This window comes from Permianibacter fluminis (assembly GCF_013179735.1).
GTDB classification, from domain to species: Bacteria; Pseudomonadota; Gammaproteobacteria; order Enterobacterales; family Permianibacteraceae; genus Permianibacter; species Permianibacter fluminis.
In genome coordinates this window covers 470,894-495,379 of the sequence record NZ_JABMEG010000002.1, presented here as the reverse complement: position 1 = coordinate 495,379, position 24,486 = coordinate 470,894, and the positions used below count along the sequence as shown (strand labels likewise).

At 60.6% G+C, this 24,486-nt stretch carries 18 protein-coding genes; 11 read left to right on the top strand and 7 right to left on the bottom strand.

Annotated elements, in window-relative coordinates; genetic code table 11:
- Positions 1-56 precede the first annotated feature (56 nt).
- Positions 57-1,106 carry an ABC transporter substrate-binding protein gene (locus HPT27_RS17430; RefSeq protein WP_172246152.1) on the top strand — a complete coding sequence of 350 codons (1,050 nt, stop codon included), beginning with the start codon at positions 57-59 and terminating at the stop codon, positions 1,104-1,106.
- Positions 1,099-3,015 (top strand): ATP-binding protein, encoded by a 1,917-nt coding sequence (locus tag HPT27_RS17425; RefSeq protein WP_172246150.1) that lies wholly within the window; start codon positions 1,099-1,101, stop codon positions 3,013-3,015. The genes HPT27_RS17430 and HPT27_RS17425 overlap by 8 nt, the downstream gene beginning before the upstream one ends.
- A 45-nt stretch (positions 3,016-3,060) precedes the next feature.
- Here HPT27_RS17425 and HPT27_RS17420 read toward each other — a convergent pair whose 3' ends face one another.
- On the bottom strand, positions 3,061-4,440 hold the full coding sequence (locus tag HPT27_RS17420; protein ID WP_172246148.1) for a formimidoylglutamate deiminase: 1,380 nt from the start codon (positions 4,438-4,440) through the stop codon (positions 3,061-3,063).
- Positions 4,441-4,627: 187 nt separating this feature from the next.
- Between HPT27_RS17420 and hutI the strand changes: the two genes are divergently transcribed.
- Positions 4,628-5,842: an imidazolonepropionase gene (hutI, locus tag HPT27_RS17415; protein ID WP_172246146.1), complete on the top strand. Its 1,215-nt coding sequence runs from the start codon at positions 4,628-4,630 to the stop codon at positions 5,840-5,842.
- Between the two features lie 174 nt (positions 5,843-6,016).
- Complete coding sequence (locus tag HPT27_RS17410; RefSeq protein WP_172246144.1) at positions 6,017-6,307, top strand: hypothetical protein; 291 nt, start codon at positions 6,017-6,019, stop codon at positions 6,305-6,307.
- A gap of 129 nt (positions 6,308-6,436) precedes the next feature.
- Here HPT27_RS17410 and HPT27_RS17405 read toward each other — a convergent pair whose 3' ends face one another.
- On the bottom strand, positions 6,437-8,188 hold the full coding sequence (locus tag HPT27_RS17405) for a serine/threonine-protein kinase (RefSeq protein ID WP_172246142.1): 1,752 nt from the start codon (positions 8,186-8,188) through the stop codon (positions 6,437-6,439).
- A gap of 13 nt (positions 8,189-8,201) precedes the next feature.
- Complete coding sequence (hutG, locus tag HPT27_RS17400; protein WP_172246140.1) at positions 8,202-8,999, bottom strand: N-formylglutamate deformylase; 798 nt, start codon at positions 8,997-8,999, stop codon at positions 8,202-8,204.
- 187 nt (positions 9,000-9,186) lie between these two features.
- Between hutG and hutC the strand changes: the two genes are divergently transcribed.
- The 7 genes from hutC to HPT27_RS17365 all read left to right on the top strand — a co-directional run bounded on the left by hutC (position 9,187) and on the right by HPT27_RS17365 (position 17,784).
- The gene (gene hutC / locus HPT27_RS17395) at positions 9,187-9,927 is read left to right on the top strand and encodes a histidine utilization repressor (protein ID WP_235951088.1); all 741 of its coding nucleotides are present in this window, start codon (positions 9,187-9,189) and stop codon (positions 9,925-9,927) included.
- Complete coding sequence (gene hutU, locus HPT27_RS17390) at positions 9,924-11,597, top strand: urocanate hydratase (RefSeq protein ID WP_172246138.1); 1,674 nt, start codon at positions 9,924-9,926, stop codon at positions 11,595-11,597. The genes hutC and hutU overlap by 4 nt, the downstream gene beginning before the upstream one ends.
- 105 nt (positions 11,598-11,702) lie before the next feature.
- Entirely contained in the window at positions 11,703-13,235 is a 1,533-nt protein-coding gene (gene hutH, locus HPT27_RS17385; protein WP_172246416.1) for a histidine ammonia-lyase, read from the top strand.
- 683 nt (positions 13,236-13,918) lie between these two features.
- Entirely contained in the window at positions 13,919-14,668 is a 750-nt protein-coding gene (locus tag HPT27_RS17380) for a CerR family C-terminal domain-containing protein (RefSeq protein ID WP_172246136.1), read from the top strand.
- Positions 14,665-15,630 (top strand): HlyD family secretion protein, encoded by a 966-nt coding sequence (locus tag HPT27_RS17375; RefSeq protein WP_172246134.1) that lies wholly within the window; start codon positions 14,665-14,667, stop codon positions 15,628-15,630. Before HPT27_RS17380 ends, HPT27_RS17375 begins: the two co-directional genes overlap by 4 nt.
- Positions 15,631-15,655: 25 nt before the next feature.
- Positions 15,656-16,654 carry an ABC transporter ATP-binding protein gene (locus HPT27_RS17370; protein ID WP_172246132.1) on the top strand — a complete coding sequence of 333 codons (999 nt, stop codon included), beginning with the start codon at positions 15,656-15,658 and terminating at the stop codon, positions 16,652-16,654.
- Positions 16,651-17,784: an ABC transporter permease gene (locus HPT27_RS17365; protein ID WP_172246130.1), complete on the top strand. Its 1,134-nt coding sequence runs from the start codon at positions 16,651-16,653 to the stop codon at positions 17,782-17,784. The genes HPT27_RS17370 and HPT27_RS17365 overlap by 4 nt, the downstream gene beginning before the upstream one ends.
- An 82-nt stretch (positions 17,785-17,866) precedes the next feature.
- On the opposite strand, the gene HPT27_RS17360 is transcribed toward HPT27_RS17365, so the two are convergent.
- The 4 genes from HPT27_RS17360 to HPT27_RS17345 all read right to left on the bottom strand — a co-directional run bounded on the left by HPT27_RS17360 (position 17,867) and on the right by HPT27_RS17345 (position 24,123).
- Positions 17,867-20,260, bottom strand: coding sequence for a PAS domain S-box protein (locus HPT27_RS17360; RefSeq protein ID WP_172246128.1), 2,394 nt, complete (start codon positions 20,258-20,260; stop codon positions 17,867-17,869).
- Between the two features lie 215 nt (positions 20,261-20,475).
- Positions 20,476-22,944 (bottom strand): acyl-CoA dehydrogenase, encoded by a 2,469-nt coding sequence (locus HPT27_RS17355; RefSeq protein WP_172246126.1) that lies wholly within the window; start codon positions 22,942-22,944, stop codon positions 20,476-20,478.
- Positions 22,945-22,999: 55 nt separating this feature from the next.
- The gene (locus HPT27_RS17350; protein WP_172246124.1) at positions 23,000-23,671 is read right to left on the bottom strand and encodes a TetR/AcrR family transcriptional regulator; all 672 of its coding nucleotides are present in this window, start codon (positions 23,669-23,671) and stop codon (positions 23,000-23,002) included.
- A gap of 140 nt (positions 23,672-23,811) precedes the next feature.
- Entirely contained in the window at positions 23,812-24,123 is a 312-nt protein-coding gene (locus HPT27_RS17345) for a glutaredoxin family protein (protein WP_172246122.1), read from the bottom strand.
- Positions 24,124-24,486: the final 363 nt, after the last annotated feature.

The following is a 24,486-nucleotide window of genomic DNA, read 5'->3' as shown; positions in this document are numbered from 1 at the left end:
GGCTCGGCGTGTTGTTTTTTGCGCATAGGTTCCTTGCGCAGGGAGTCTGTGAGCCGTTGCCGCGTGCGCAGGTGCCGCGCGCGCAGATATTGATCGCCATGCGGTTGCTGACCATCCTGATGGTGCTGACAGCACTGATGCTGCGCCCTGACACGGCTCATGCCGCAGAACTGCGGGTGGCGCTGGTCTACAACGGCAGTCAGGAAGTCTTCCAGCAATTCGCCGAAGCGCTGACGCCGCAGCTGCGCAGCCAAAACATCAAGCTTGAACCGCACGACAGCCGCAACTGGACCACCGGCGAACCGCCTGCCTCGCTGCAAGATGTCGATCTGATCATCGCCGCCGGCGGCGATTCCACCGCGCTGCTCGCTGGCAAACCGCCGCGCGCCGCCATGCTTTGCGTACTGCTGAGTCGGCAACAATTTGAGCAACTGCAACCGGCGCTGCAGCGCAGTGGCCGCCCACTCAGTGCCATCTATCAGGACCCGCCGGCGCGCCGGCAAATCGAACTCGCCGAATTGTTGCTGCCGGGCATGACCAGCGTCGGTTATCTGTATCAACTCAGCGAAGCCGGCCAACTGCCAGCCTTGATCGCCACCGCCGAGAAACTCAACGTCAAGCTGGTGGCCCAGCCGGTAGCCGCCGATGCCGAATTGCCAGCAACACTGGTCAGCGTCATTGGCCAGAGCGACATGCTGCTCGCCAGCGCCAACGCCGCGCTGTACAACCGTTACACCATCAAGACCATTCTGACCGCCGCTTACCGGCAGGAAAAAGTCGTCATCGGCAGTTCACCGGCCTTCGTCAAGGCCGGCAGCCTGGCGACCACGTTCAGCAGCGTCCAGCACATCGCCCAGCAAGTCAGCGAAATGCTGCAACCGCTGCGCAGCGACGACATCCGCAGTAACGACGCCCGTGGTAACGAAACCCGCAGCAGCACCGTAATGAAGCTGCCGCCGCCCGGTTATGCCCGCTATTTCGACGTCAACGTCAACGCCGATGTCGCACGCTCGCTGAACATCCATCTGCCGGACAACGAGGCGCTGCTGCGCATCCTGCATGATCTGGCCAAGGCCGACGAAAAAGCCGGAGTCGATCGTGAATAGATGGTCGATCCGCAGCCGCACCGCCGTGCTCGGCGTGTTGCCCACGCTGGCAACATTCATTTTGCTGACCGCGTATTTTGTGTCGGCCCGGCTCGACGACATCGAGCAGCAATTGCAGCGGCGCGGCGAACTGATGGCCAAGCAGTTGGCGCCAGCAGCCGAGTACGGCGTGGTGGTCGGCGACAGCGCTCAGCTGACCAATCTCATCGATGCCGTGCTGGCCGAACCCGATGTGCTGTTCGCCCGCATCGACAACACCGCCAACACCACGCTGATCTTCCGCCAGAAGCCGGTCGCCAACGGCGAGCGGCAAGTGTTTACCTTCAACGCGCCGATCTACCAGCAGGAAATTCCGCTCGACACGCTCGACGATGCACTGGCGCTGGCCGGCGATCACCACAGCACCAGTCGCGAGCGAATCGGCACGGTCACCGTCGGCTTGTCCGATGAACAGATTCAGCAGCGCCAGCGCGAAGTGTTGCGAGTCGCCTTCATTCTGGGTTGCATCGCGCTGCTGGTGTCATTTCTGATTGCCTTGTTCATCAGCCGTTCGATCAGCGTGCCGATTCAGCGGCTGTCGCAAACGCTGCGCCGGATCAAGGACGGCAGCTTTGCCGTGCGGGTACCACAGCGCTCCGGTGGCGAAATCGGCATGCTGGAAGCCGACGTCAACGCCATGGCCGAAGGTCTCGCTGCCGCCCGCCACGCCGAGCAGGAACACATGCAGGGCCTGCTGCGCGCGCGCGAAGCCGCCGAGGCCGCCAACCGCGCCAAGAGCCAGTTTCTGGCCAATGTCAGCCACGAACTGCGCACGCCGATGAACGGCACGCTTGGCATGCTGCAACTGCTGCATGAAACGCCGCTCAATCAGGAGCAAAGCGAATTCGTCAACACCGCCAGTGAATCGACCGAGCATCTGCTGCGGGTCATCAACGACATTCTCGACTTTTCCAAAATTGAAGACGGCAAGCTGACGCTGGAGCAAATCTGGTTTGATCCGGAACAGCTGATCCGGCGCAGCCTCAGCGCGTTCCACAACGAGGTGCGACTGAAGCAGATTGAACTGAAGCTGGAATTTGCCGGCGAGGATCGCCGCATCGAGCTGCTCGGCGACCCGACCCGGCTGCGCCAGGTCTTGGTCAATCTGGTCGGCAATGCGGTCAAGTTCACCGAACAAGGCCACGTTCGGGTGCGAGCCATGCTGGCAACGGAATCGACCCAGCAATTGCTGTTGACGCTGCAAGTCGAAGACACCGGCATCGGCATTCCGGAAGACAAACAATCGCTGATTTTCGATGCGTTCACCCAGGCCGACGGCTCCACCACCCGTCGTCACGGTGGCACCGGTTTGGGCTTGTCCATCTGCAAGCAACTGGTGCAGCTGATGCGCGGCGAACTGCGGGTAAAAAGTGCGCCGGGCGTCGGCTCGGTGTTCACGGTATTGCTGCCGTTCAGTTATCGCCTGCCGAGTAGCGCAAGCGTCGCGCCCAGCACCGAAACCGCGCGGCCGAGCCTGAGCGGCAAGGTGCTGCTGGTCGAAGACAACATCGTCAATCAAACCGTGATCAAAGGCATGTTGCAGCATCTCGGCATTGCCGTGGATACCGCCTCGGAAGGTGAACAGGCACTGGCGCGTTGCAGCCAGCAAGACTACGACCTGATCCTGATGGATTGTCAGATGCCCACGCTCGATGGTTTTGAAACCACGCGCCGGCTGCGCCGACTGGAGCTCGACAATCGCCGTCGAACCACCGTTGTGGCCTTGACCGCCAACGCCATGGAAGGTGATCGCGAACGCTGCCTTGCCGCCGGCATGGACGATTACCTGGCCAAACCGATCAGCCGCGAAACCCTGCTCAACTGTCTGCAACGCTGGCTGAACGACAACCGGCAACCATCAACGGGTTAACACCCGAACGGCCATACGAATCGTCCACGCGCTCATGGCTGCAGCTCAGGCCAACAGTTGTCGCATGGTCTGCTGGTAGGCACTGGCGATGCGTTCTTCAGCGGCATGATGGCCATCGCGGATGCACCAGCGCCCCTGCACCATCACGTCACGCACGCGATTATCGTTGCTGGCAAACAACCAGCTATCGAGGACGGCGTCACCGGTTCCCATGGCTGCGCGTCGCTCATCGCGTACATCCGCTTGCAGGACAATGAGATCCGCGATCTGGCCGGTCGCAATCGCACCCGCCTGACGGCCGGCTGCACGCGCGCCACCGCGCAAAGCGCCGTCGTAGAGTCGACGGCCAACGCTGACCTCGGCATTACCTAGCACGGCGCGCTCGCGCTTGAGCAAACGCTGGCCGTATTCCAGCCAGCGCAATTCTTCGACCGCCGACACCGAAATATGGCTATCGGACCCCACTCCGAACACACCGCCGGCGGCCAGATATTCGTGCATGCGGAAAAACCCGTCGCCGAGATTGGCTTCGGTGGTCGTGCAAATGCCGGCGACCGCACCGCTCTGCGCCAGCAACTGCAATTCGCGATCATCGAGATGGGTGGCATGAACCAGACACCAATGTGCATCCACCGGTAACTGATCAAACAGATACGCCACTGGCCGCTGTCCGGTGTGGCGAAGGCAATCGTCGACTTCCAACGTTTGTTCGGCGATGTGAATGTGCACCGGCGCCTGCTGGTCGAGCGCATGGATGGCGGTCAGCGCTTCGGTCAGCAGTTCTGGCGTCACCGCGCGCAAGCTGTGCGGCGCAATGCCCAGCCGGTGTCGAGGATCGGTCAATTTTTTGTGCAGGCGCTGCAGCAATGCCGCGTAGGCATCGCTGTCATGCAAAAATCGTTTTTGCCCGTCTTTCGCCGGTTGCGGACCAAAGCCGCCGTAACGGTACAAAACCGGCAAATGGGTCAGCGCAATGCCGGTTTGTTCGGCGGCTGCGACAATCTGCCAGGACATCTCCGCCGGATCGGCATAGGGTTTGCCATCGACATCGTGATGCAGGTAATGAAATTCGCAGACGCCGGTATAGCCCGCCTTCAGCATCTCGACATACAGCTGCGCGGCAACCGCCTGCAAATGCTCCGGCTGCAACATGGCAGCAAAGCGATACATCAAATCACGCCAGGTCCAGAAACTGTCGGCGGGGTTGGCGCGGTATTCGGTCAAGCCGGCCATCGCCCGCTGAAACGCATGCGAATGCAGATTGGTCAGTCCCGGCAGCAAAGGGCCATGCAGGCGCTCAGCATCCGCGGCCGCCGTGACACCGGTCTCGACCCTCGCAATACGTCCGTCATCGGCAATGGCAACCTGTACATCACGCGCCCAGCCGCCAGCTAGCAAGGCCCGCTCGGCAAACAACGTCTTCATGGTGACTCCTGGCCTCGGCCTGCGCCGCTTTGCAGATACATAGCCGACGCTTTGCTGGCACATCGCCAACGTCTCGTCGACACATTGCAACAGTGCCGGCATTGTACCCGGCATCATGGCCAGCGTTACAATCCTGACCATGCCGGAGTCGGCGAGCGCACGGCGACATTTTCTTGTGGAGTTTCTGATGACCAGCACCGAACAACTGTTCGTCAATTGCACGGTTTGCACCATGGCAGGCGACGACTATGGCCTGATCCCCGATGCCGCCATCTGGGTGCGCAAAGATCGCATTGCCTGGATTGGCGCTCGTCGCGACTGCCCAGTCAACTCCAGTCATCGCATTGATCTGCAAGGCGCACTGGTCACACCCGGACTGGTCGACTGCCACACCCATCTGGTTTACGCCGGCCATCGCGGCAATGAATTTGAAGCGCGCTTGAACGGCGCCAGCTACGCCGATATCGCCAAGGCCGGTGGCGGCATCATGTCCACCGTCAAAGCCAGTCGGGCGGCCAGCGAAGACAGCCTGTTTGCGCTCGCCGCCACGCGCGCCAACCGCCTGATGCGCGAAGGCGTCACCACCGTCGAGATCAAATCCGGCTACGGCCTTGATCAAGACAGCGAACTGAAACTGCTGCGGGTCGCCACCCGGCTCGGCCGTGAACTGCCGCTGACCGTGCAACGCACTTTCCTCGGCGCCCATGCCCTGCCGCCGGAATTCGCCGGCCGCCCGGATGATTACATCGACTTTCTCTGTCAAACGCTGTTGCCGCTGGTGGTCAGTGAGCAACTGGCCGATGCGGTGGATGTCTTTTGCGAAGGCATCGGCTTCAATCTGGAGCAAAGCCGGAAAATGCTGGTCGCGGCCAAAGCCGCCGGCCTCGCCATCAAGATCCACGCCGAGCAATTATCCGATCTGAAAGGCGCCCGACTTGCCGCCGCGCTTGGCGCGCTGTCGGTTGACCACATCGAATACCTCGACCCGGCCGACGTACCGGCCTTGACCGGCAGCGGCACCGCCGCCGTCTTGCTGCCCGGCGCGTTTTATTATTTGCGCGAAACCAAATTGCCGCCGATTGCGAGCTTGCGTGAACACGGCGTCCCGATGGCGCTCGCCACCGACAGCAACCCCGGCACCTCGCCCACGCACTCGCTGCTGCTGATGCTGAACATGGCCTGCACTCTGTTCCGGCTAACGCCATTGGAGGCGCTGCGCGGCATCACCGTCAACGGCGCCCGCGCACTCGGCATGGCAGCCGAAATCGGCACACTCGAACTGAACAAACGCGCCGACTTCGCCGTGTTCGCCATCGACCACCCGGCCGAATTGAGTTACCGTTTTGGTGACAACCCTTGTGTCGGTCGCTGTGCGGGTGGCGAGTATCAGAGTTATCGTTGAGTTCATAGCGGGCCCAACCACATCACTGCAACTCATCAGCACAGCGCAGGGCGGAACCGCGAAGCGTTTCCGCCGCATGTCTCTCTGCAACACGTTCGGTGCGCGTCGATAACGCAACTTTCGGCGGAAAACCCTGCGGGTGTTCCGCCCTACATGAACTAATACGGAATCCACATGGCAGCAACCACTGAATTTCTCGTAAGCGAAGCCATCCCACTAAAAGGAGGGCTTATTGTACGTGGCGTTTGCAGCAGTGGACATGTTCTTGCCGGCCAAGAATTTACTGGAGTCAAGAGCAGAGATGGTGCATGGACGCACGAATTTAAACTGACTGTCTCAAGAATAATTGCATATCGTAGAGAAATATCAGAGCTACCGATTAGCATGACGGCAGAGGTTCATCTAGCAGGAGTTGCTCCAGAAGTAAAACATGGAGATTTGTTAATCGCGGCACTTAATGGCTAGCAAGCGTAGGGCGCAATGCGTTGCGCCGAATGCTCACTTCCCCTTGACAAATAACTACCGGACCATGCGGTGCAATGCATTGCACCATACATCTACTGCCCCGCATTCAAGCCGGCAATACTTACCGACTCAACAGCCGAGCCAACTGCCACAATCCTCAACCCCGGTGTAATCCTGTTTGGCTTCCTTGACCTTTTGCAGGTATTCCTCGCGGGTCAGGTCCTGCTGCTGAAACTCACGTCGCAAGGCGTCCAACCGAGCCTGATGCTCGGCTTTCAGTTGCTTCAGAATCACCTCGTATTCGGCTTTACTGAGTTCACCTTCGCGATAGGCTTGGCGCGCACTTGAAGTACTCCAGTCCGGCGTGTGCAGCAACCAGAAGCCCAGCAGCAAGGCGAGCACGACTGCACCGGTTTGCAACTGGGTGCGGCGGTCGGCGCGATGCGTCCACAGATGCTGTGCCAGGCGGCGGAGCTGTTGCATGCCGCGGCTCGCCAGCCGGACCAGCGCGGCGCTGACCACCGGAAACCAGCGCCGCCACAGCGCAACGGCAATGACTGCCGCGCGGCGCAATACCCGCCCGAGCATCGCTGCGGCGATGCCCAGCCACCGCCATAACACGCGGCCTACACGCTGCAGCGCGGCAAGCGCCGGCGCCAGTTTTTCGGCAATGCTGGCTGCGTGTGCTGCGTTACCTGTGGTTGTTGTATGTGTAGCCGGCCTGCCTGTCGCAGACGTACCTGTCGCTACAGAGTTTTGCGATACGGAACCGCTCCGTTTTGACGCTGCCGGCGTTACTGTCGTTACCGATGCCGACAATGGCGCTCGCGCGGAACTCGTTTCCAAAGAGGCCGCAGCGGAATCACTGACCGGAAGCTGCGTTGCCTGCGCACCGACCAGTCGGGTGCGTTCGTAGGCGGTGTCGGTGGTGAGCGCGGTCGCGCGCCAGAACTGATCGTGCTCAGGTTGCAACAGCGATAACAGCGCATCAATGGCGGCAGCGAATTCGGCGCCGGTCTGGTAACGCTGATTGGGATGTTTGGCCAGCGCGGTGTCGATCAGCGGTTGGCACAGCGCAAGCGGCGCCGGCAAGCGCGGCACCGGATCGAGCGCGTGCTTCATGCCGACAATGGCCGGGGCATCGCCGGCAAAAGGTACTTTGCCAGTCAACAGGAAATAGCAAACCACACCAAGGCTGTACAAATCACTACGGTGATCGATGACCTGACCGAGCGCCTGTTCCGGACTCATGAAGGCCGGCGTGCCAATGGTGCCGCCGAATTGCTGGCTGTCGTCGTCGGCACCGAGCGGCCGGGCGATACCGAAGTCGGTCAGCACGGCGCGGCCGCTCTGGCGATGGATCAGAATATTTTCCGGCTTGATATCGCGATGGACATAGCCCTGAAGATGGGCGTGTTCGAGTGCCTGGGCGATTTGTTTCAGCACGCCGAGCGCCTGCGCGAGACTCAAGTGTTGCCGGTGCTTGCGCAGATCGTCGCCGGGAATGTATTCCATGGCCAGATAGTGCAAGCCATTGCTGACGCCAACATCGTGAACGGTGACGATATGCGGGTCGATCAATCTGGCAACGATGCGTGCCTCGCGCAGAAAGCGCTCGGCGTATGACGGATCGGCCTGCAGCAATTCCGGCGCCATGATTTTCAGCGCGACTTCGCGCTCGAAACTCTCTTGCACCGCCAGATAAACTGTCGCCATGCCCCCCTGACCGAGCGGCCGGACAATGCGATAACCGGGAATAGCGATCAAACGATTCGACTCCACCGCGACCCGCTCCGGATCTGACTCGGGACTGACCGTCCCGGTCAGTGTGTGCTGTTTTGGTTCTTTTTCTCGCTCTTTACTGGCTTTAGCTGTCGCCATTGCAGCTGTCGGCTCAGCCCCTCAATTCCGCCGGCGCAATATTCAGCAACGCATCCAAGATCCGCCACAGTACCGGCTGGATTTGCGCGGCCTGTTCCGGTCGCCAGATGAAGGTATTTTCATCGACGTAATTGAGCTGCGCCAGCTCCAGCTGCAGCGCGTGCACGCCCTGCCCCGGTTGACCGTAGTGCCGGGTGATATAGCCGCCCTTGAAGCGACCGTTGAGCACGCGCCGGTAGCGGCCGGTCGGTACTGCCATGATCGCTTCTTCCACCGCTTTCGCGCAGCTGGCACCATCGGCAGTGCCAAAATTGATGTCCGGCAACTGACCGTCAAAAAAGCGCGGCACTTGCGAGCGAATCGAGTGTGCTTCAAACAGAATCGCGTAACCGTGTTTGGCTTTGAGCCGCGCCAACTCCTGCTGCAGCGCCTGATGATACAGCTGCCAATAACGTTCGATACGACGGGCGATTTCGGCTTCGTTCGGCTGCTGGCCTTCGCGGTACAACGGCCGCAGATCAAACGCGCTGGTCGGGCACAGCTCGGTATTGTTGGCGCCGGCATAGAGTACGGCACCGTCCGGTGCGCGGTTCAGATCGATGACATAGCGCGAGTAAAACGGATTCAGCACGCTGACGCCAAGCTCAGCAGAGAAGCCATACAAGCGGTCGAGAAACCAGTCGGTATCCGGCACCGAAGTCGCGAATGGCTGCATGGTTGCGGCGATGTCGGCCGGAATTTGCTGGCCGTTGTGTGGCATCGAAATCAGCAGCGGCAAACGGCCCTGGGTCAGCGTGTAGGTAGCGGTCATGGTGGGGACAGGCCTGCGGTTGATTTAGCGCGATCGTACTAGCCGGAGCCAGCCGCGTCAGCCCGAACTGACACCAGTCGGGCCAGACGGCGGGGTATTGCCGCGCACAGGTGGCTAGTATATCTTGTATATACAAGCAAACAAGCGCCGGCGAGCCGGATGCGCAGCGCCCCAGCGGACCCAACCCATGAGCCAGCGCCGTTATCAGTCGGTTATTCAGTACCTGAGCGAAGGCATCGCCGCCGGTAATTGGCCAGTCGATGCCCAAGTGCCGTCAGAAAACGAGCTGGTCGAGTTGTGCTCGGTGTCGCGGATGACCGCGCGGCGGGCGCTGGAAGAATTGACCGAAGCCGGCGTGCTTTATCGCGTCCAGGGCAAGGGCACCTTTGTTTCGCCGCCGAAGATGCAGGCCTCGTTTGTTGAAGTGCGCAACATCGCCGACGAGGTGCGCGCGCTCGGCCAGCACTACGGCAACGTGGTCAAGACCTTGCTGGCGGAAGTGCCGCCGCCGAAAGTGGCCGCGCTGTTCGGCCTGGCAGAAAAAGCCACCGCCTTCCACTCGATCATCCTGCATCTGGAAAACAAGCTGCCGGTGCAGCTGGAAGATCGCTGGGTCAATCCCAACGCGGTGCCGGAATATTTGCGTCAGGATTTCACCCGCGAAACGCCCAACGTCTATCTTTCCCGCATCGCGCCGCTGACCGCCGCTGAACACGTCATCGAAGCTCATCTGCCGGATCTGAAACAGAAACGCCTGCTGCAGTTGTCGGAAGTCGAAGCCTGTCTGGTCGTGCATCGCACCACCTGGTCCGGCAACACACCGATCAGTTACGCCACCTTGTATCACCCGGGCACCCGTTATCGTCTTGCCGGCCGCATTGGCGCTGGCTCGACCGCACCCCTACCTATCGAGGAGATTCACGTATGAGCGATCCCCGTTTTGATGCCAGTCGCGTGATTCGCGCGCCGCGTGGCAGCGAGAAAACCTGCAAGAGCTGGCTGACCGAAGCCGCACTTCGGATGCTGATGAACAACCTCGATCCGGATGTGGCGGAAAACCCACAAGCATTGGTGGTGTACGGCGGCATTGGCCGCGCCGCGCGCAACTGGCAGTGCTACGACAAGATTGTCGAAACCCTGAAAAACCTCGACGACGATCAGACGCTGTTGATCCAGAGCGGCAAACCGGTCGGCGTGTTCCCGACTCACAAAGACGCCCCTCGCGTGCTGCTCGCCAACTCGAATCTGGTGCCGCATTGGGCCAACTGGAATCACTTTCACGAGCTCGATAAAAAAGGCCTGATGATGTACGGCCAGATGACCGCCGGTTCGTGGATTTACATCGGCTCGCAAGGCATCGTGCAAGGCACTTACGAAACCTTTGTCGCGATGGGCAAGAAGCATTTCGGTGGCAGCCTGAAAGGCAAATGGGTGCTGACCGGCGGCCTCGGTGGCATGGGCGGCGCACAGCCGCTCGCCGCGACCATGGCTGGCGCCTCGATGCTCGCTGTCGAGTGCGATGAAACCCGCATCGACATGCGCTTGCGCACCCGTTATGTCGATTTCAAAGCCAAGACGCTCGATGAAGCGCTGGCAATGATTAACAAGGCTTGCGCCGACGGCACAGCGATTTCGGTGGGTCTGCTTGGCAACGCCGCCGAAGTGTTTCCGGAGTTGGTTCGTCGTGGCATCAAACCGGACATGGTCACCGACCAAACCTCGGCACACGATCCGCTGAACGGTTACCTGCCGATTGGCTGGAGCTTGGCACAGGCCAAAGATCTGCGCGTCAGCGACCCACAGCGCGTCATTCGCGAAGCAAAGAAATCGATGGCCGTGCAAGTACAGGCCATGCTCGATTTCTTCAAGCAAGGTATTCCGACCGTCGACTACGGCAACAATATCCGTCAGGTCGCGCTGGAAGAAGGCGTCAAGAACGCTTTCGATTTCCCCGGCTTTGTCCCCGCTTACATTCGTCCACTGTTCTGCGAAGGCATTGGTCCGTTCCGCTGGGTCGCGCTGTCGGGCGATCCGGAAGACATTTACAAGACCGATCAGAAAGTCAAAGAGCTGATTCCGGACAATCCGCACTTGCACAACTGGCTCGACATGGCGCGCGAGCGCATTGCGTTCCAGGGCCTGCCGGCGCGCATTTGCTGGGTTGGCTTGGGTGATCGTCATCGGCTCGGCCTGGCGTTCAATGAAATGGTCCGCAACGGCGAACTGAAAGCGCCGATCGTCATCGGCCGCGATCACCTCGACTCCGGTTCGGTGTCGTCACCAAACCGTGAAACCGAAGCCATGCAGGATGGCAGCGATGCAGTGTCGGATTGGCCGCTGCTGAATGCGCTCTTGAACACTGCCGGCGGCGCGACCTGGGTGTCGCTGCACCACGGTGGCGGTGTCGGCATGGGCTTCTCGCAACACAGCGGTGTTGTCATTGTCTGCGATGGCAGTGATGACGCGGCCAAACGCGTTGGCCGCGTGCTCTGGAACGATCCAGGCACTGGCGTCATGCGCCACGCCGATGCCGGTTACGACATCGCCGTGAACTGCGCGAAAGCAAAAGGCCTGAACCTGCCGATGATCACCGGCTAAAAAACGAACCCTGTAGGAGCGGCCTTGGCCGCGATGGCTTTCTTGTCCGACAACAATCGCGGCCAAGGCCGCTCCTACAAAACCATACGCACCGAGAGCAAGACCATGAGCAAGAAATTCACCCTGCATCCCGGCCAGCTGACGCTCGCCAATCTGCGCGCGCTGTTCAAAGGCCATCACGAAATCACGCTCGACCCGGCTTGCTACAAGGCCATCGATGCCGCTGCGGAAACCGTTGCCAAAATCATCCGCGACAACCAGACCGTCTACGGCATCAACACCGGTTTTGGTCTGCTCGCCTCGACCCGCATTCCGAGCGACAAACTGAAGTTGCTGCAGGAGTCGCTGGTGCTGTCGCACGCAGTTGGCGTTGGCGAGTTGCTGCGTGATGAAGTTGTGCGCGTGTTGATGGTGTTGAAGCTGTCGTCGCTGGCTCGTGGCCATTCCGGCGTTCGCCGCGAAACCATCAATCTGCTGATTGCCATGCTGAATGAACAGATCTATCCGTGCATTCCGGCCAAGGGTTCGGTCGGTGCGTCGGGTGATTTGGCGCCGCTGGCGCATATGAGCGCCGCGATGATCGGCGTCGGCAATGTCCGTTACGAAGGCGAACTGATGAGCGCTGAACGGGCCTTGGCCATCGCCGGTCTGGAACCGATCGAACTCGGCCCGAAAGAAGGTCTGGCGCTACTGAACGGCACCCAATGTTCGACCGCACTGGCACTGGCTGGCTTGTTTGAAGCCGAAGATGTGTTCGCCGCTGCCGTCGTTGCCGGCGCGTTGTCGGTTGATGCGGCACTCGGTTCCGATGTGCCGTTTGATGATCGCATTCATGCCGTTCGTGGGCATGCCGGCCAGCGTGAAGTCGCGGCGGCCTATCGGCAGTTGCTGAAGGACTCGCCGATTCGCGCCTCGCATGAAGACTGCAGCAAGGTGCAAGACCCGTACTCGCTGCGCTGCCAACCGCAAGTGATGGGTGCCGCGCTCGATCATCTGCGTTTTGCTGCCTCGGTGTTGCTAACCGAAGCCAATGCCGTGTCAGACAACCCGCTGGTGTTTGCTGATGATGGCGACATTCTGTCCGGCGGCAATTTCCACGCTGAGCCGGTCGCGATGTCTGCCGACCTGCTGGCAATTGTCATTGCTGAGATCGGCGCACTCAGTGAACGCCGCATTGCCCTGCTGATGGACAAGCATCTGTCCGGTCTGCCGCCGTTCCTGGTTAAGGATGGAGGCGTCAACAGCGGCTTCATGATCGCGCAGGTCACCGCTGCGGCGCTCGCCAGCGAAAACAAAACCTACGCCCATCCGGCCTCGGTCGACAGCTTACCGACCTCGGCCAATCAGGAAGATCACGTCTCGATGGCGACCTTCGCCGCCCGGCGCCTGCACGACATGTCGCAGAACACCGCCGGCATCGTCGCCGTCGAATTGCTCGCCGCAGCGCAGGGTGTCGACTTCCGGGCGCCGCTGAAAACCTCGGCGGAGCTTGGCAAGGCTCATGCGCGGTTGCGCGCCGTGGTGCCGTTCTATGACAAGGACCGTTATTTCGCGCCCGATATCGAAGCCGCCACCCGGCTGGTCAACGGCGCACTCAATGATCTGGTGCCGGCCAGTTTGCTGCCCAGCTTCCACTGATGGTTTCGCCGCGGTAGTGATTGCCGATAAAACAGAAAACCCGCCGATTGGCGGGTTTTCTGTTTTCCGGACGGGCATAAACGCCAGATAAAAAAAAGCCCGGATTGGACAGATCAGGCCGGGCGACTTATCTCACACTGAGAACAACTTACTAAGGAGCACAACACACCAGGAGACTTCACTAACCCTACTTAACTACCCCTACATACAGAGAACACAACTGCATAAAAAACATTGCACAACACTGCGGACAGAACATGCTGCAAATGCAGCGAAAGAACACAACGTAAGCAACACAACTCAGCTAGCGACTGGAGACACTTCCGAAGTATTACCAGCACGATGGAAGCTTCGACGCGACATCATCAAAACGGTTCCCGATGCTGGTAACGAGCGAGGCGACTGGCCCCACGCCAGCAGTATAGGGGGAGGTTTTGACAGGCCCTTTACCGGGTGGTGGGGGTTTGGCGCTGGCAAATCAAGCACTTGGCGACGAGCCGGAACCGTACGATCGTACATATAAAGACAAATTCTAAAAGTCTCCGCTTTAGAGACGCCAAATTCTTTCAGCCGATCTGGTAGCCATTTTGCGGCCGTGATAGGCTTTCGCTACATTTCGAAATTATTTTCGAAATGTATTTTCGAAAACGAATCTCGAGTACGCCTCCAAGCAAGCGACCCCAATGACTGCAGCCGCCTCCGACCCCCGTAGCCAAAACACCCGTGACAACCTGCTGCGCGCCGGTGCCCGGGTCTTTGCCCGCCATGGTCAGGGCGCCGTCAAACTGCGTGAGCTGGCCGCCGAGGCCGGCACCCCGATTTCTGCCATCCACTACCACTTCGGCGGCAAGGATGAGCTCTATCTGGCCGTATTGGAGCGCCTTGCCGGCGAAGCGGTTACTCGCTTCCCGCTCACCGCTCCGGCATCGGTTCCGGCCAGTCAGGAGGACCGGTTGTATCTGATGGTGCGCCACATGCTGTCCCGCTTTTTCTCCAACGAAGAAAGCGCCCTGCTCGGCCGCCTGCTGGCCCAGGAGCTGGCCAACCCGGGCCCGGCGCTGGACCGGTTGGTTGAGACGGTCAGCCGGCCGCAATTTGGCCAGATGGCGACGCTGATCAGCGAGATTCTCGGCCCCGGCCACAGCCCGGAGTGCATACGGCAATGCACGCTCAGCACCCTTGGCCAGTGCTTTGTTTATCTGTTCGCGCAGCCAGCGCTCAGCCGGCTGTTTCCCGGCCTGTACAGCCCGGTCGATATCGATGGCCTTGCCCGTCATATCAGCGCCTTCAGCCTGGCTGGCCTGCAAGCCATCCGGGCCCGTGGGCCGGTCCACGACCGGACTCTTGACCAGACCAGCGACCAGCCCCTCGACCAGACCCACACCCCGGCCAGCCCCATTTCCCCCGTTACGCCTTCCGGAGACGCCCCATGACCCGCACCGGTTCCGTCAGATTGCTGACGCTGCTGGCAATCCCGCCGCTGCTTGCCCTGACCGGTTGCGGCCCCGGCACGCCAACGCCCCTGCAAGGCTACGCCGAAGCCGAATACCGCTATCTGGCCAGCCCGGTGGCGGGCAGCCTGCAGCAGCTGAACGTCAAACGCGGCGAGTCGGTCAGTGTCGGCACGACCCTGTTCGCACTCGACCCGGCGCCGGAATCCGACGACGTGGCCCGGCTCGAAGCGCAGCACAACCAGCAACAGGCGCTGGTCGCCAATTTGCGCGCCGGACAACGACCGGATGAAGTGGCCGTGCTGCGCGCGCAGGCCGAGCAGGCGAAAGCCCAGCTCAGCTTGAGTCAGGCGCAGTGGCAACGGGCGAAAAAACTCGCCGAACAAAAGCTCGCCAGCACCGATCAACTCGATGCCGCCCGCACCCAACTCGATCGCGATCTGGCCCGCGATCAGGAAGCCAGTGCCCGTTTGCGCGTGGCCCGGCTGGGTGCCCGCAGTGATGAGATCCGCGCTGCCGAAGCGCAAGCCGCTGCCATCGACGCGCAGCTAGCGCAGGCGCGCTGGAAACTGGCGCAGAAGTCGCTGAGCGCGCCAGTTGCCGGCCGCATTCAGGACACCTTGTTTGAGCCCGGCGAATACATCAGCGCCGGCCAGCCGGTCATCGTCTTGCTACCGGCTGACGCACTGAAAGTACGCTTCTATGTGCCGCAGGCGCTGCGCAGCAAACTAAGCCCCGGCAGCAAAGTGAAACTGCACTGCGACGGCTGCGCTGCGGATATCGACGCCGAAGTCCGCTTTGTCTCGGATCAAATCGAATACACGCCGCCGGTGCTGTTCAACCGCGACAACCGTGCCGAGCTGGTCTTCCGCGCCGAAGCCTGGCCCTTGAAAGAAAACAGTGAGCTGCATCCGGGCCAACCGGTTGACGTGCTCTGGCAATGAACCGCACCGACAACGGACCACGCGCATGACCTCAAGCCCGGCAATCGCCAGAACGAGCCGACATGGCGACACCGTCATCGATGTCAGCGGTTTGCAAAAACGTTTTGCTGAACGCACCGCCGTGCAGGCCATGTCGTTACATATTCGCCGCGGCGAGATCTTCGGTTTTCTCGGCCCAAACGGCAGCGGTAAAACCACCACGCTGCGCATGCTCTGTGGCTTGCTGACGCCAGATGAAGGCGTCGGCAGTTGCCTGGGATTCGATATCCGCCAGCAAAGCGCTGAAATCAAACGGCGCGTGGGTTACATGACCCAACGCTTCAGTCTCTATGAAGATCTGACCGTGGCCGAAAATCTGCAATTTGTTGCCGACGTTTACGGCATGGACCGGATCAGCGAACGGGTCAATGAAACGCTGCATCGCATCGGCCTCGCTGACCGTGCCAAACAACTCGCCGGCACGCTTTCCGGCGGCTGGAAACAGCGGCTGGCGCTGGCCGCTTGCCTACTGCACCAGCCGGAACTGTTGCTGCTTGACGAACCGACAGCAGCGGTGGACCCGAATGCCCGGCGCGAATTCTGGGAACAGATCCATCTGCTCAGCGCCGAAGGCATCACGGTGCTGGTCAGCACCCATTACATGGATGAAGCCGAGCGCTGTCACCGGCTCGCTTACATCAGTGCCGGCGTGCTGCTCGCCGACGGTTCACCAGAAGAACTGGTGCAGCGCTTTGGCCAACCGACCTGGGAAATGCAATCGCCACCTGACGTTCGGCTGCTGAGCGAAATCCGTTGTCTGCCCGGCGTTAGCCAAGTCGCGCCGTTCGGTAACCTGCTGCATGTGTGCGCGGCCGACGCGGCGCTGGCCGAACCCGCAATCACCCAGTTTGCAACCACGCATGCGCTGGCGCTGAAACTGACCAAAGCGCGGCTGGAGGATGTCTTCATCGCGCTTCAGCGCCAGTCGGAACAGCGACCGCCAGAACAGCGACAATCGCAAACGCTGCCAACGGAGCGCACATGAAACTGTTCAACTGGTCACGCTTCGTCGCCATTATCCGCAAGGAGTTTATCCAGATGCGGCGCGATCGGCTGACCTTCGCGATGATGGTCGGCATTCCCATCATCCAGCTGACCTTGTTTGGCTTCGCCATCAACTCCGACCCCAAGCATCTGCCAACCGCCGTACTGAATCAGGATGACAGCCCGTTCAGCCGCAGCATGATCGCGGCGATGCAGAACAGCCGTTATTTTGTCATCACCGAAACGGTCACCCGGCGGGCCGATGCCGACGAGTTGATCAAGCATGGCGACGTCCAGTTCGTCATTGAAATCCCGAGCGATTTTTCCCGGCAACTGCTGCGCGGCGAAAGGCCGGCATTACTCGTTACCGCTGATGCAACCGATCCGGCAGCCACCGGCAATGCCGTCGCCGCGCTGAACGCGCTAACCAGCACCGTGCTGCGCGATGATCTGCGCGGACCGCTGGCAAAACTCAATGCCACGCCACCGCCATTCGACATACGCCTGCACAAGCGCTACAACCCGGAAGGCATCACCCAATACAACATCGTGCCGGGCTTAATGGGCGTGATCCTGACCATGACCATGATCATGATGACCTCGCTCGCCATCACCAAGGAAGCCGAGCGCGGCACCATGGAAGCGCTGTTGGCCATGCCGCTGCAGGCGCTGGAAGTGATGCTCGGCAAAATCGTGCCGTATATTTTTGTCGGCTATATCCAGGTCGTGGTGATTTTGCTGGCGGCGCATTTCATTTTTAAGGTGCCAATTATTGGCAGCATTACCCTGCTGCTCGGCTGTATCTTGCTGTTCATTTTGGCCAATCTGGCAGTCGGCATCACCATTTCCTCGGCCGCACGTAACCAGACCCAAGCGATGCAGATGACGTTCTTCTTCTTTCTGCCCTCACTGCTGCTGTCCGGCTTCATGTTCCCGTTTCGCGGCATGCCGCACTGGGCGCAACTGATAGGCGAAGTCCTGCCGCTGACGCATTTCCTGCGCATCGTTCGCGGCATCTTGCTGAAAGGCAACAGTCTTCCGGAAGTCAGTCGGGAGCTGTTGGCGCTGGCGATATTCGGCTTGATTGTGATGGCGATAGGCGTCAAGAAATACCGACGGACGCTGGATTGAGTTGGCCGCTGACACCAACCGGAGCACAACTCGCGGATTCAGTGAACGCGGCTGTTCGCTAGCCATGCCAGCTTGCCACGCATCATGACGGCAGGGTAAATGAGAACGTCGCGCCCCGCCCGAGCTCAGCGCTGACAGTCAACTGGCCGCCGTGACGCTGGACAATGCGCCGGCAGGTGGCGAGGCCGATGCCGGTGCCTTCGAACTCACTCTGGCTGTGCAGGCGCTGAAACGGCGTGAACAGTTTGTCGGCATCGGTCATGGCAAAACCGGCGCCGTTGTCCTGCACGTGAAATACCGTTTGACCGTCTTGTTCGCTGGCGAAAAAGCGAATGGCGGCAGCCTCGGTTTTGCCGGTGAACTTCCAGGCATTGCCGAGCAGATTGGTCAGCAGAATGCGCATTTGCTGGGCATCGGCCTGTCGCTGCAGATGCGGCTCGATGTCGCAGTGAACCTGCCGGCTCGGCTCGGCTGCAGCGAGCTCAGCGAGAATGTCTGCTGCCAGCGCCGACAAGTCCACCGGTGTTTTTTTCAGCTCGCCGGAACTCAAGCGCGACAGCTGCAGGAAAGCATTGATGAGTTCACCGAGACGGGCGACACCGGTGCGTATGCGCTCCAGATAATGTTTGCCTTGCGGGCTGAGCCGGGCGTTTTCTTCTTCGTTCAATGCACTGACAAAACCGTCGATGGCGCGCAGCGGCGCCCGCATGTCATGTGACACCGACCAGGTGAAGGCTTCCAGTTCGCGATTGGTGGCGGCCAGTTGCTCGGTGCGCTGCTGCACCTGCTGCTCCAGCGATTCATTGAGTTCGCGGATGGCCTGCTCGGCCAGCCGGCGCTCGGTGATATCTTCATTGCTGCCGACATAGCCACGCAGCACGCCGTCGCGATCAAACAGCGGACTGATCCGGGTCATGCACCAGACGATGCGACCACTCGGCTGAACAAAACGAAACTCAAAGCTCGCCCCCAGACCTTCGGTGCGGGCGGCGCGAAAATGGGCGCGAGCCCGTTCCCGATCTTCCGGATGCAGGGTGTCCAACCACGCCAGTCCTTTCGAGGTTTCAAACGGATAACCGGACATTGCCGACCAACGCGGGTTGGCGTACAGGGCATTGCCTTGCAGATCGAGCTGGTAAATGCCGATCGGCGCGGTGTCGGCCAATGAACGAAAACGGGCTTCGCTTTCGGCCAGCGCTTCTTCCATTTGCTTGAACTGATCGATGTTCTGGACGTGGCCGATGAAATGCAACGGCTGGCCGCTGTCATCGCGCATCAGGGTGACGGTGATCAACACCCAGAACGGCTTGCCATCGCGCATCAGAAAACGTTTGCGTGCCTGAAAATGCGTCAGCTCACCTGAAGCCATCCGGGCAATGTTGCTGACGCTCTGCTCGCGCTCATCGGGATGGACCAACTCGGCGTAGCGACGGCCGACCAACTCATGACCGGCATAGCCGAACATGTCGCAGAGCGCACGGTTGGCCATCACGACCCGACCGCCAAGACTGACAATGGCAACGCCACTGGCGGCATATTCAATGGCGCCACGGAACATGTCCTGGGCCTGATGCTGCGCGGCGAGCGACGCGCGCAGCGCCTGCATCGCCGCGACCAGCAGCAACGCAATGATCGCCAGCGCGATATTGGCGATCTGGACATTGAGCAGCAGCAAGCTGCGTTCAGCGCTGGCTTGCGGATACCACCACGTCACGCCAATGATGCTGGCCAGATTGATCGCAAACACCGTGAAGAAGGTTTCCCGCGCGCCCATTCGGAGCGCCGCCCACATCACCGGCGGAAACAGCAGATACCCGGCGGCAGGGTCGCCTTCATAAATGGCCCGGCCAGCAAACACCACGACGCAGCTCAGCAAGGTGATGCCGATCAGCAGCTCGCGTTCCCAGTGCAGCGCCGGCCCCCGCTGCAACTGCGTTTTGGCCAGCATCACCGAAATGAGCAGCGGCGCCAGCATCAGCATAGCGGCGATATCGGACAACCACCAGGCGCGAAACACCGTCAGCACATCATCAGGCGCCGCGCCGGTCAGCGCCAGCACCAGCATGCCGAGCCCGGCGCCGAGTGCATACGGCAGCGTCGCCACCAATGCGGAAAACATCACCGCGTGACGCGGACTGCTGAACGGTTGTTCACGGCCGAGCAGCACCCGGGCCACGCCATAGGCACAGAGCGATGCGGTCATGGTCGACAGCGCCAGACCGATCGAGGTCAGCAGGTCGCGACCGAGCAACAAACTGTTGATCAGCGGACCAATGAACGCCCCCGGCCAGAATTGCCAGCCAAGCTGCCAGAGCACGGCAAAATCGAGCCCGGCCGGTAACCACAGTGCCGCGACATTGCCATCGACCCCGGCCAACAAACGCCCGGACAGCGCCAGCGCGGCATTGGCCACGGTGTAAATCAGCAGTCGCTGCCAGTACTGGGGCTGGCGATAAGAGGGAGTCGATGCAGGCATGCCGGTCAACAGCCAAGAACAGTGCCGGAAAGCATAGCTGACCGGCGCCCGTCACGAGCCTGACTGCTGGTCCGCTACGCGCAAACGGTCAACGCAGCTGCCCGGCTTGCGTTTCGCCGGGCCTGCTTTTGTTTGCGCCGGTTGCAGCCGTACATCTACAAACAAAAAGGCGGACTTGCGTCCGCCTTTTTTGGCTCACTACAACCTTTTCCGGATCAGGCCGCCAGATCCTGCCGGCGCGAACCGCCACCGATGGCGCTGACGGCATAGTGACCGCGAGCAAACGCATCGACTTGAATCACTTCGCTGCGCAGCCGTTCCGCCTCGCGCAGCAGCTCGGCTTCGGCGCTGCTGACAAGGCCGGCCTGCGTTGCCGCCTGCAGCAGATCCTCGTAGGTCTTCGGACCTTCGCCAAGGCTCAGACCACCTTTGCGGGTCGCTTTGGCCAGTTTGCGATCGGCGTCGGCAGCGGCCAGCACGGCTTTGAAGGCCGCTTCCATTTTCGCCATCGGCTGATCGGCGTCACCGAGATAGGTCAGATTGGTGATGCGATCACGCAGCTCGTTGTCTTTCATCATCGCGGCGACCAGCAGGTGATCGAGCTTGTCGTTGGCCTTGCGAATGCGTTTGCCAAACGGCAACACCACCCGCTTCAGAATGCGTGCTGCGAAGCGATGCGGCATGTTAGCGAAGAACAGCACGAACGCGGTTTCGCACTCGTACAGTGCATTGCGGACGCACCAGCGCACGTACGGCAAATCTGAAGCCGGGCAGCCTTGATCGTGGTAGTACTTCAGCACGGTCGAGGCCAGGTACAGATTCGACAGCACGTCACCGAGCCGCGCGCTCAAGCGCTCTTTGCGCTTCAGATCGCCGCCGAGCAGCATCATCGACACATCCGACACCAGCGCCAGCGACGCCGAGAACCGCGAGAGCTGTTCGAAATGACGCTTGGTTTCGCCCGAAGTCGGCGCATTGGCAGCACGACCAGCGGTGACGCTCAGCACCAGGGTGCGAACGAAATTGCCGGCAGCATAGGCAATGTGCTTGAACAGCAACTGATCAAACTGGGCCAGACCTTCGGCCAGATTCGGATTCGCAGCCGCCTGCATTTCCTTGTACACGTACGGATGGCAACGGACCGCGCCCTGACCGAAGATCATCAGGTTACGGGTCAGGATATTCGCGCCTTCGACGGTGATGGCAATCGGCTGGCTGACGTAACCGGCGGCCAGATAATTGTTCGGGCCCATGATGACGCCGCGACCGGCGTGCACGTCCATCGCATCGGTTGCGGTGGAGCGGCCCATTTCGGTCATGTGATATTTGGCAATGGCGGTGATCACCGACGGCTTGACGCCCAGATCGAGTGAACCAACGGTCATCTGCCGCGCGGCTTCCAGCATGTAGGTGCGGCCGGCAATGCGCGCCATCGCTTCTTCAATGCCTTCGAAATTGCCGATCGGCGTTTTGAATTGCTTGCGCACGCGAGCATAGGCACCGGTCATCCGGTAAGCGACTTTCGAGGTGGCGGTGCCGAGTGCCGGCAAGGAAATACCGCGACCGGCGCTCAGGCATTCGACCAGCATGCGCCAGCCTTGGCCGGCGTACTGCACGCCACCGATGATCCAGTCGAGCGGAATGAACACGTCCTTGCCGGTAGTCGGGCCGTTCATGAAGGCCTGGCCCATCGGCAGGTGGCGACGGCCCACTTCAACGCCCGGGTGATTGGTCGGGATCAGCGCGCAAGTAATGCCGTAATCGACTTTGCTGCCAATCAACTTGTCCGGGTCATACAGCTTGAACGCGAGGCCAAGCAGCGTCGCAACCGGAGCCAGCGTGATGTAGCGCTTGTTCCAGGTCAGCCGAATGCCGATGACTTCTTTGCCGTCGTGCATGCCTTTGCAAACGATGCCGTTATCCGGAATGGCGCCGGCATCGGAGCCGGCTTCCGGCGAGGTCAGGGCAAAGCACGGAATTTCTTCGCCACGGGCAAGGCGCGGCAGGTAATAGTCTTTCTGCTCCTTGGTGCCGTAATGCAACAGCAGTTCGCCGGGGCCGAGTGAGTTCGGCACCATCACGGTGACAGCGGCGGTGCAGGAACGGGTCGCCAGTTTGGTAACCACGGTCGAATGCGCCAGCGCCGAGAATTGTTTGCCGCCGTATTCCTTCGGAATGATCATGCCGAGGAATCCGGCCTTCTTGATGTACTCCCAAGCTTCCGGGGTCAGATCGCGATCCTTGTTCATGACATCGAAATCATTGACCAGCTTGCACAGCTGCTCGGTTTCGTTATCGACAAAGGACTGCTCTTCTGCGCTCAGTGCCGGCTTCGGAATCGCCAGCAGCTTGTTCCAGTCCGGATTGCCTTGAAAGAGATCACCATCCCACCAGACATCGCCGGCTTCCAGCGCTTCCTGTTCGGTCGTGGTCATCGGCGGCAACACCACCCGGAACAGCTTCAGCGCCGGACCGGAGATCAGCGATTTGCGCAGCGGGCTCGGCGCCAGCAGCAGCAAGGCCACGGCGTAAATGCCCCAACTGGTCCAGGACGGACCAAACACCACGCTGCAAGCCAGCAGCACGGCGCCGAGCACGGCAAAGCCGGTCAGCCAGCGGCTGCGAACGTATAACAATGTGCTGGTGACCACTACCAGGGCCAGCAAATGGATGAGCGTCGTCATCACAATCTCCTCAGACTTCCAACAGCTAAACGGGCAAAACAGCCAATCGGATCAGTCAGCGCCGCAACGGCGCCAGCCCGACGGCCAAGGGCGCTTTGAAGCCCCCGGCCAGAAACGGAATCAAGCGGGCCACAACATCGTTGAGACCCACTTCCTCATTGAAATCGGCGGCGGAAATTTCGCCGAGGGCATTGCTGCCGCCAATGGCGAACACCAGCGAGCCCAACATGAAATGCAGCCGCCAGAACAATTCGTTCGGCGGCAACTCCGGGTGTGCCTGCATCAGCGACTGGGTGAATTCAGCCAGCACATGGCCGTATTTCTCCAGCACAAACCGGCGCAAGTGACCTTGGGTCTCGGCATAGGCCCGCCCGAGCAGACGCATGAAAATGGCAGCGCCATTCGGCTCCAGCTGATCAAGCGCCTGCAGCGGCAGCAAAAACGTCGTCAATACCGCTTCAACAGTCGGTTTGCCGCCCTGCTCACGCAGCGCCGCCAGCTCAAGCTTCAGCTCGGCGGTGAGCCGGTCCATGAAGCGGTCGAACACCGCCTGAATCAAATCTTTCTTGGAACCGAAATGGTAGTTCACCGACGCCAGGTTCACGTCGGCGCGGGAGGTGATGAGCCGCAGCGAGGTTTCGGCGAAGCCGCGCTCGGCGAACAGGTATTCCGCCGCCGCGATAATCCGGTCGCGGGTGGACGCGTTGGAGCTGGACGCGAGTGTCATGGGCAGGCAGACGGGCCGTTTTCGATGTAAACGAGTGTTTGAAACATACGTTCAAACGCTTGTTCGAGTCAAGCTGAACGCCTGTTGCGGTGCGTCAGAGCCAGTCATGGCGGGCTTCCGTGCAGCATGCCTGCTCGGTGCTAGCCACCAGCCTGCTGCGACGCCTGGCCGTGGGAAACCACGGCCTGTGATACCCAGGCCTGCACCTGCTCGGCCGTGAACGGCCAGTCCAGCTCGGCTGCCGCGAACTGCAGCACCGGAATGCGCAGTCCGTAACGGCTGATCAACTGGTCGCTGTCGGCCTGCTCGGCGATGTCACACAGCGACAATTGCCAGCCCTGCTGTTGCAGCATGGGCTGTAACAGGTCCTGCGCCTGCTCGCACAGATGACAACCCAAGGTTCCGAACAACGTCAGCTGTACTGATGAAGGTGATGGACTCACCGACGTCATAAGGTGCTCCTGCACATCATTGTTTCGCATCGCCATCTCATTTCTGCCGAAGGTGATCATGGTAACCGGTCGTCAGATCGCACGTCCTGTGGCGATTCGTTCAGCCCTTGGTCCGGCTACCCATTACGGCGGACTTCGACCTGAAGACTTGAGGGGGTGTCTGGTTCGAGCCGTCCGGTTTATACCGTCCAGATTATGACCACCGGTTTTGATTCGTGCTTTATGGCTACCAAACCAGCTACAGCCAAACAGAAACCGTTGGAATGTGACTGCCGGTTTATGACTGCCAGTTTGTGACTACCGCGTTCTGACGGCCAGACCCTGATTACCCCAACTCATCGCGACTGGCGAATGCCAGCCAGT

What these genes read in the sequence shown, in the direction of transcription:
- HPT27_RS17420 (WP_172246148.1), bottom strand. Translation starts at nt 4,440, where the DNA reads ATGAAGACGTTGTTTGCCGAGCGGGCCTTGCTAGCTGGCGGCTGGGCG.
- hutI (WP_172246146.1), top strand. Translation starts at nt 4,628, where the DNA reads ATGACCAGCACCGAACAACTGTTCGTCAATTGCACGGTTTGCACCATG.
- HPT27_RS17410 (WP_172246144.1), top strand. Translation starts at nt 6,017, where the DNA reads ATGGCAGCAACCACTGAATTTCTCGTAAGCGAAGCCATCCCACTAAAA.
- HPT27_RS17405 (WP_172246142.1), bottom strand. Translation starts at nt 8,188, where the DNA reads ATGGCGACAGCTAAAGCCAGTAAAGAGCGAGAAAAAGAACCAAAACAG.
- hutG (WP_172246140.1), bottom strand. Translation starts at nt 8,999, where the DNA reads ATGACCGCTACCTACACGCTGACCCAGGGCCGTTTGCCGCTGCTGATT.
- hutC (WP_235951088.1), top strand. Translation starts at nt 9,187, where the DNA reads ATGAGCCAGCGCCGTTATCAGTCGGTTATTCAGTACCTGAGCGAAGGC.
- hutU (WP_172246138.1), top strand. Translation starts at nt 9,924, where the DNA reads ATGAGCGATCCCCGTTTTGATGCCAGTCGCGTGATTCGCGCGCCGCGT.
- hutH (WP_172246416.1), top strand. Translation starts at nt 11,703, where the DNA reads ATGAGCAAGAAATTCACCCTGCATCCCGGCCAGCTGACGCTCGCCAAT.
- HPT27_RS17380 (WP_172246136.1), top strand. Translation starts at nt 13,919, where the DNA reads ATGACTGCAGCCGCCTCCGACCCCCGTAGCCAAAACACCCGTGACAAC.
- HPT27_RS17375 (WP_172246134.1), top strand. Translation starts at nt 14,665, where the DNA reads ATGACCCGCACCGGTTCCGTCAGATTGCTGACGCTGCTGGCAATCCCG.
- HPT27_RS17370 (WP_172246132.1), top strand. Translation starts at nt 15,656, where the DNA reads ATGACCTCAAGCCCGGCAATCGCCAGAACGAGCCGACATGGCGACACC.
- HPT27_RS17365 (WP_172246130.1), top strand. Translation starts at nt 16,651, where the DNA reads ATGAAACTGTTCAACTGGTCACGCTTCGTCGCCATTATCCGCAAGGAG.
- HPT27_RS17360 (WP_172246128.1), bottom strand. Translation starts at nt 20,260, where the DNA reads ATGCCTGCATCGACTCCCTCTTATCGCCAGCCCCAGTACTGGCAGCGA.
- HPT27_RS17355 (WP_172246126.1), bottom strand. Translation starts at nt 22,944, where the DNA reads ATGACGACGCTCATCCATTTGCTGGCCCTGGTAGTGGTCACCAGCACA.
- HPT27_RS17350 (WP_172246124.1), bottom strand. Translation starts at nt 23,671, where the DNA reads ATGACACTCGCGTCCAGCTCCAACGCGTCCACCCGCGACCGGATTATC.
- HPT27_RS17345 (WP_172246122.1), bottom strand. Translation starts at nt 24,123, where the DNA reads ATGACGTCGGTGAGTCCATCACCTTCATCAGTACAGCTGACGTTGTTC.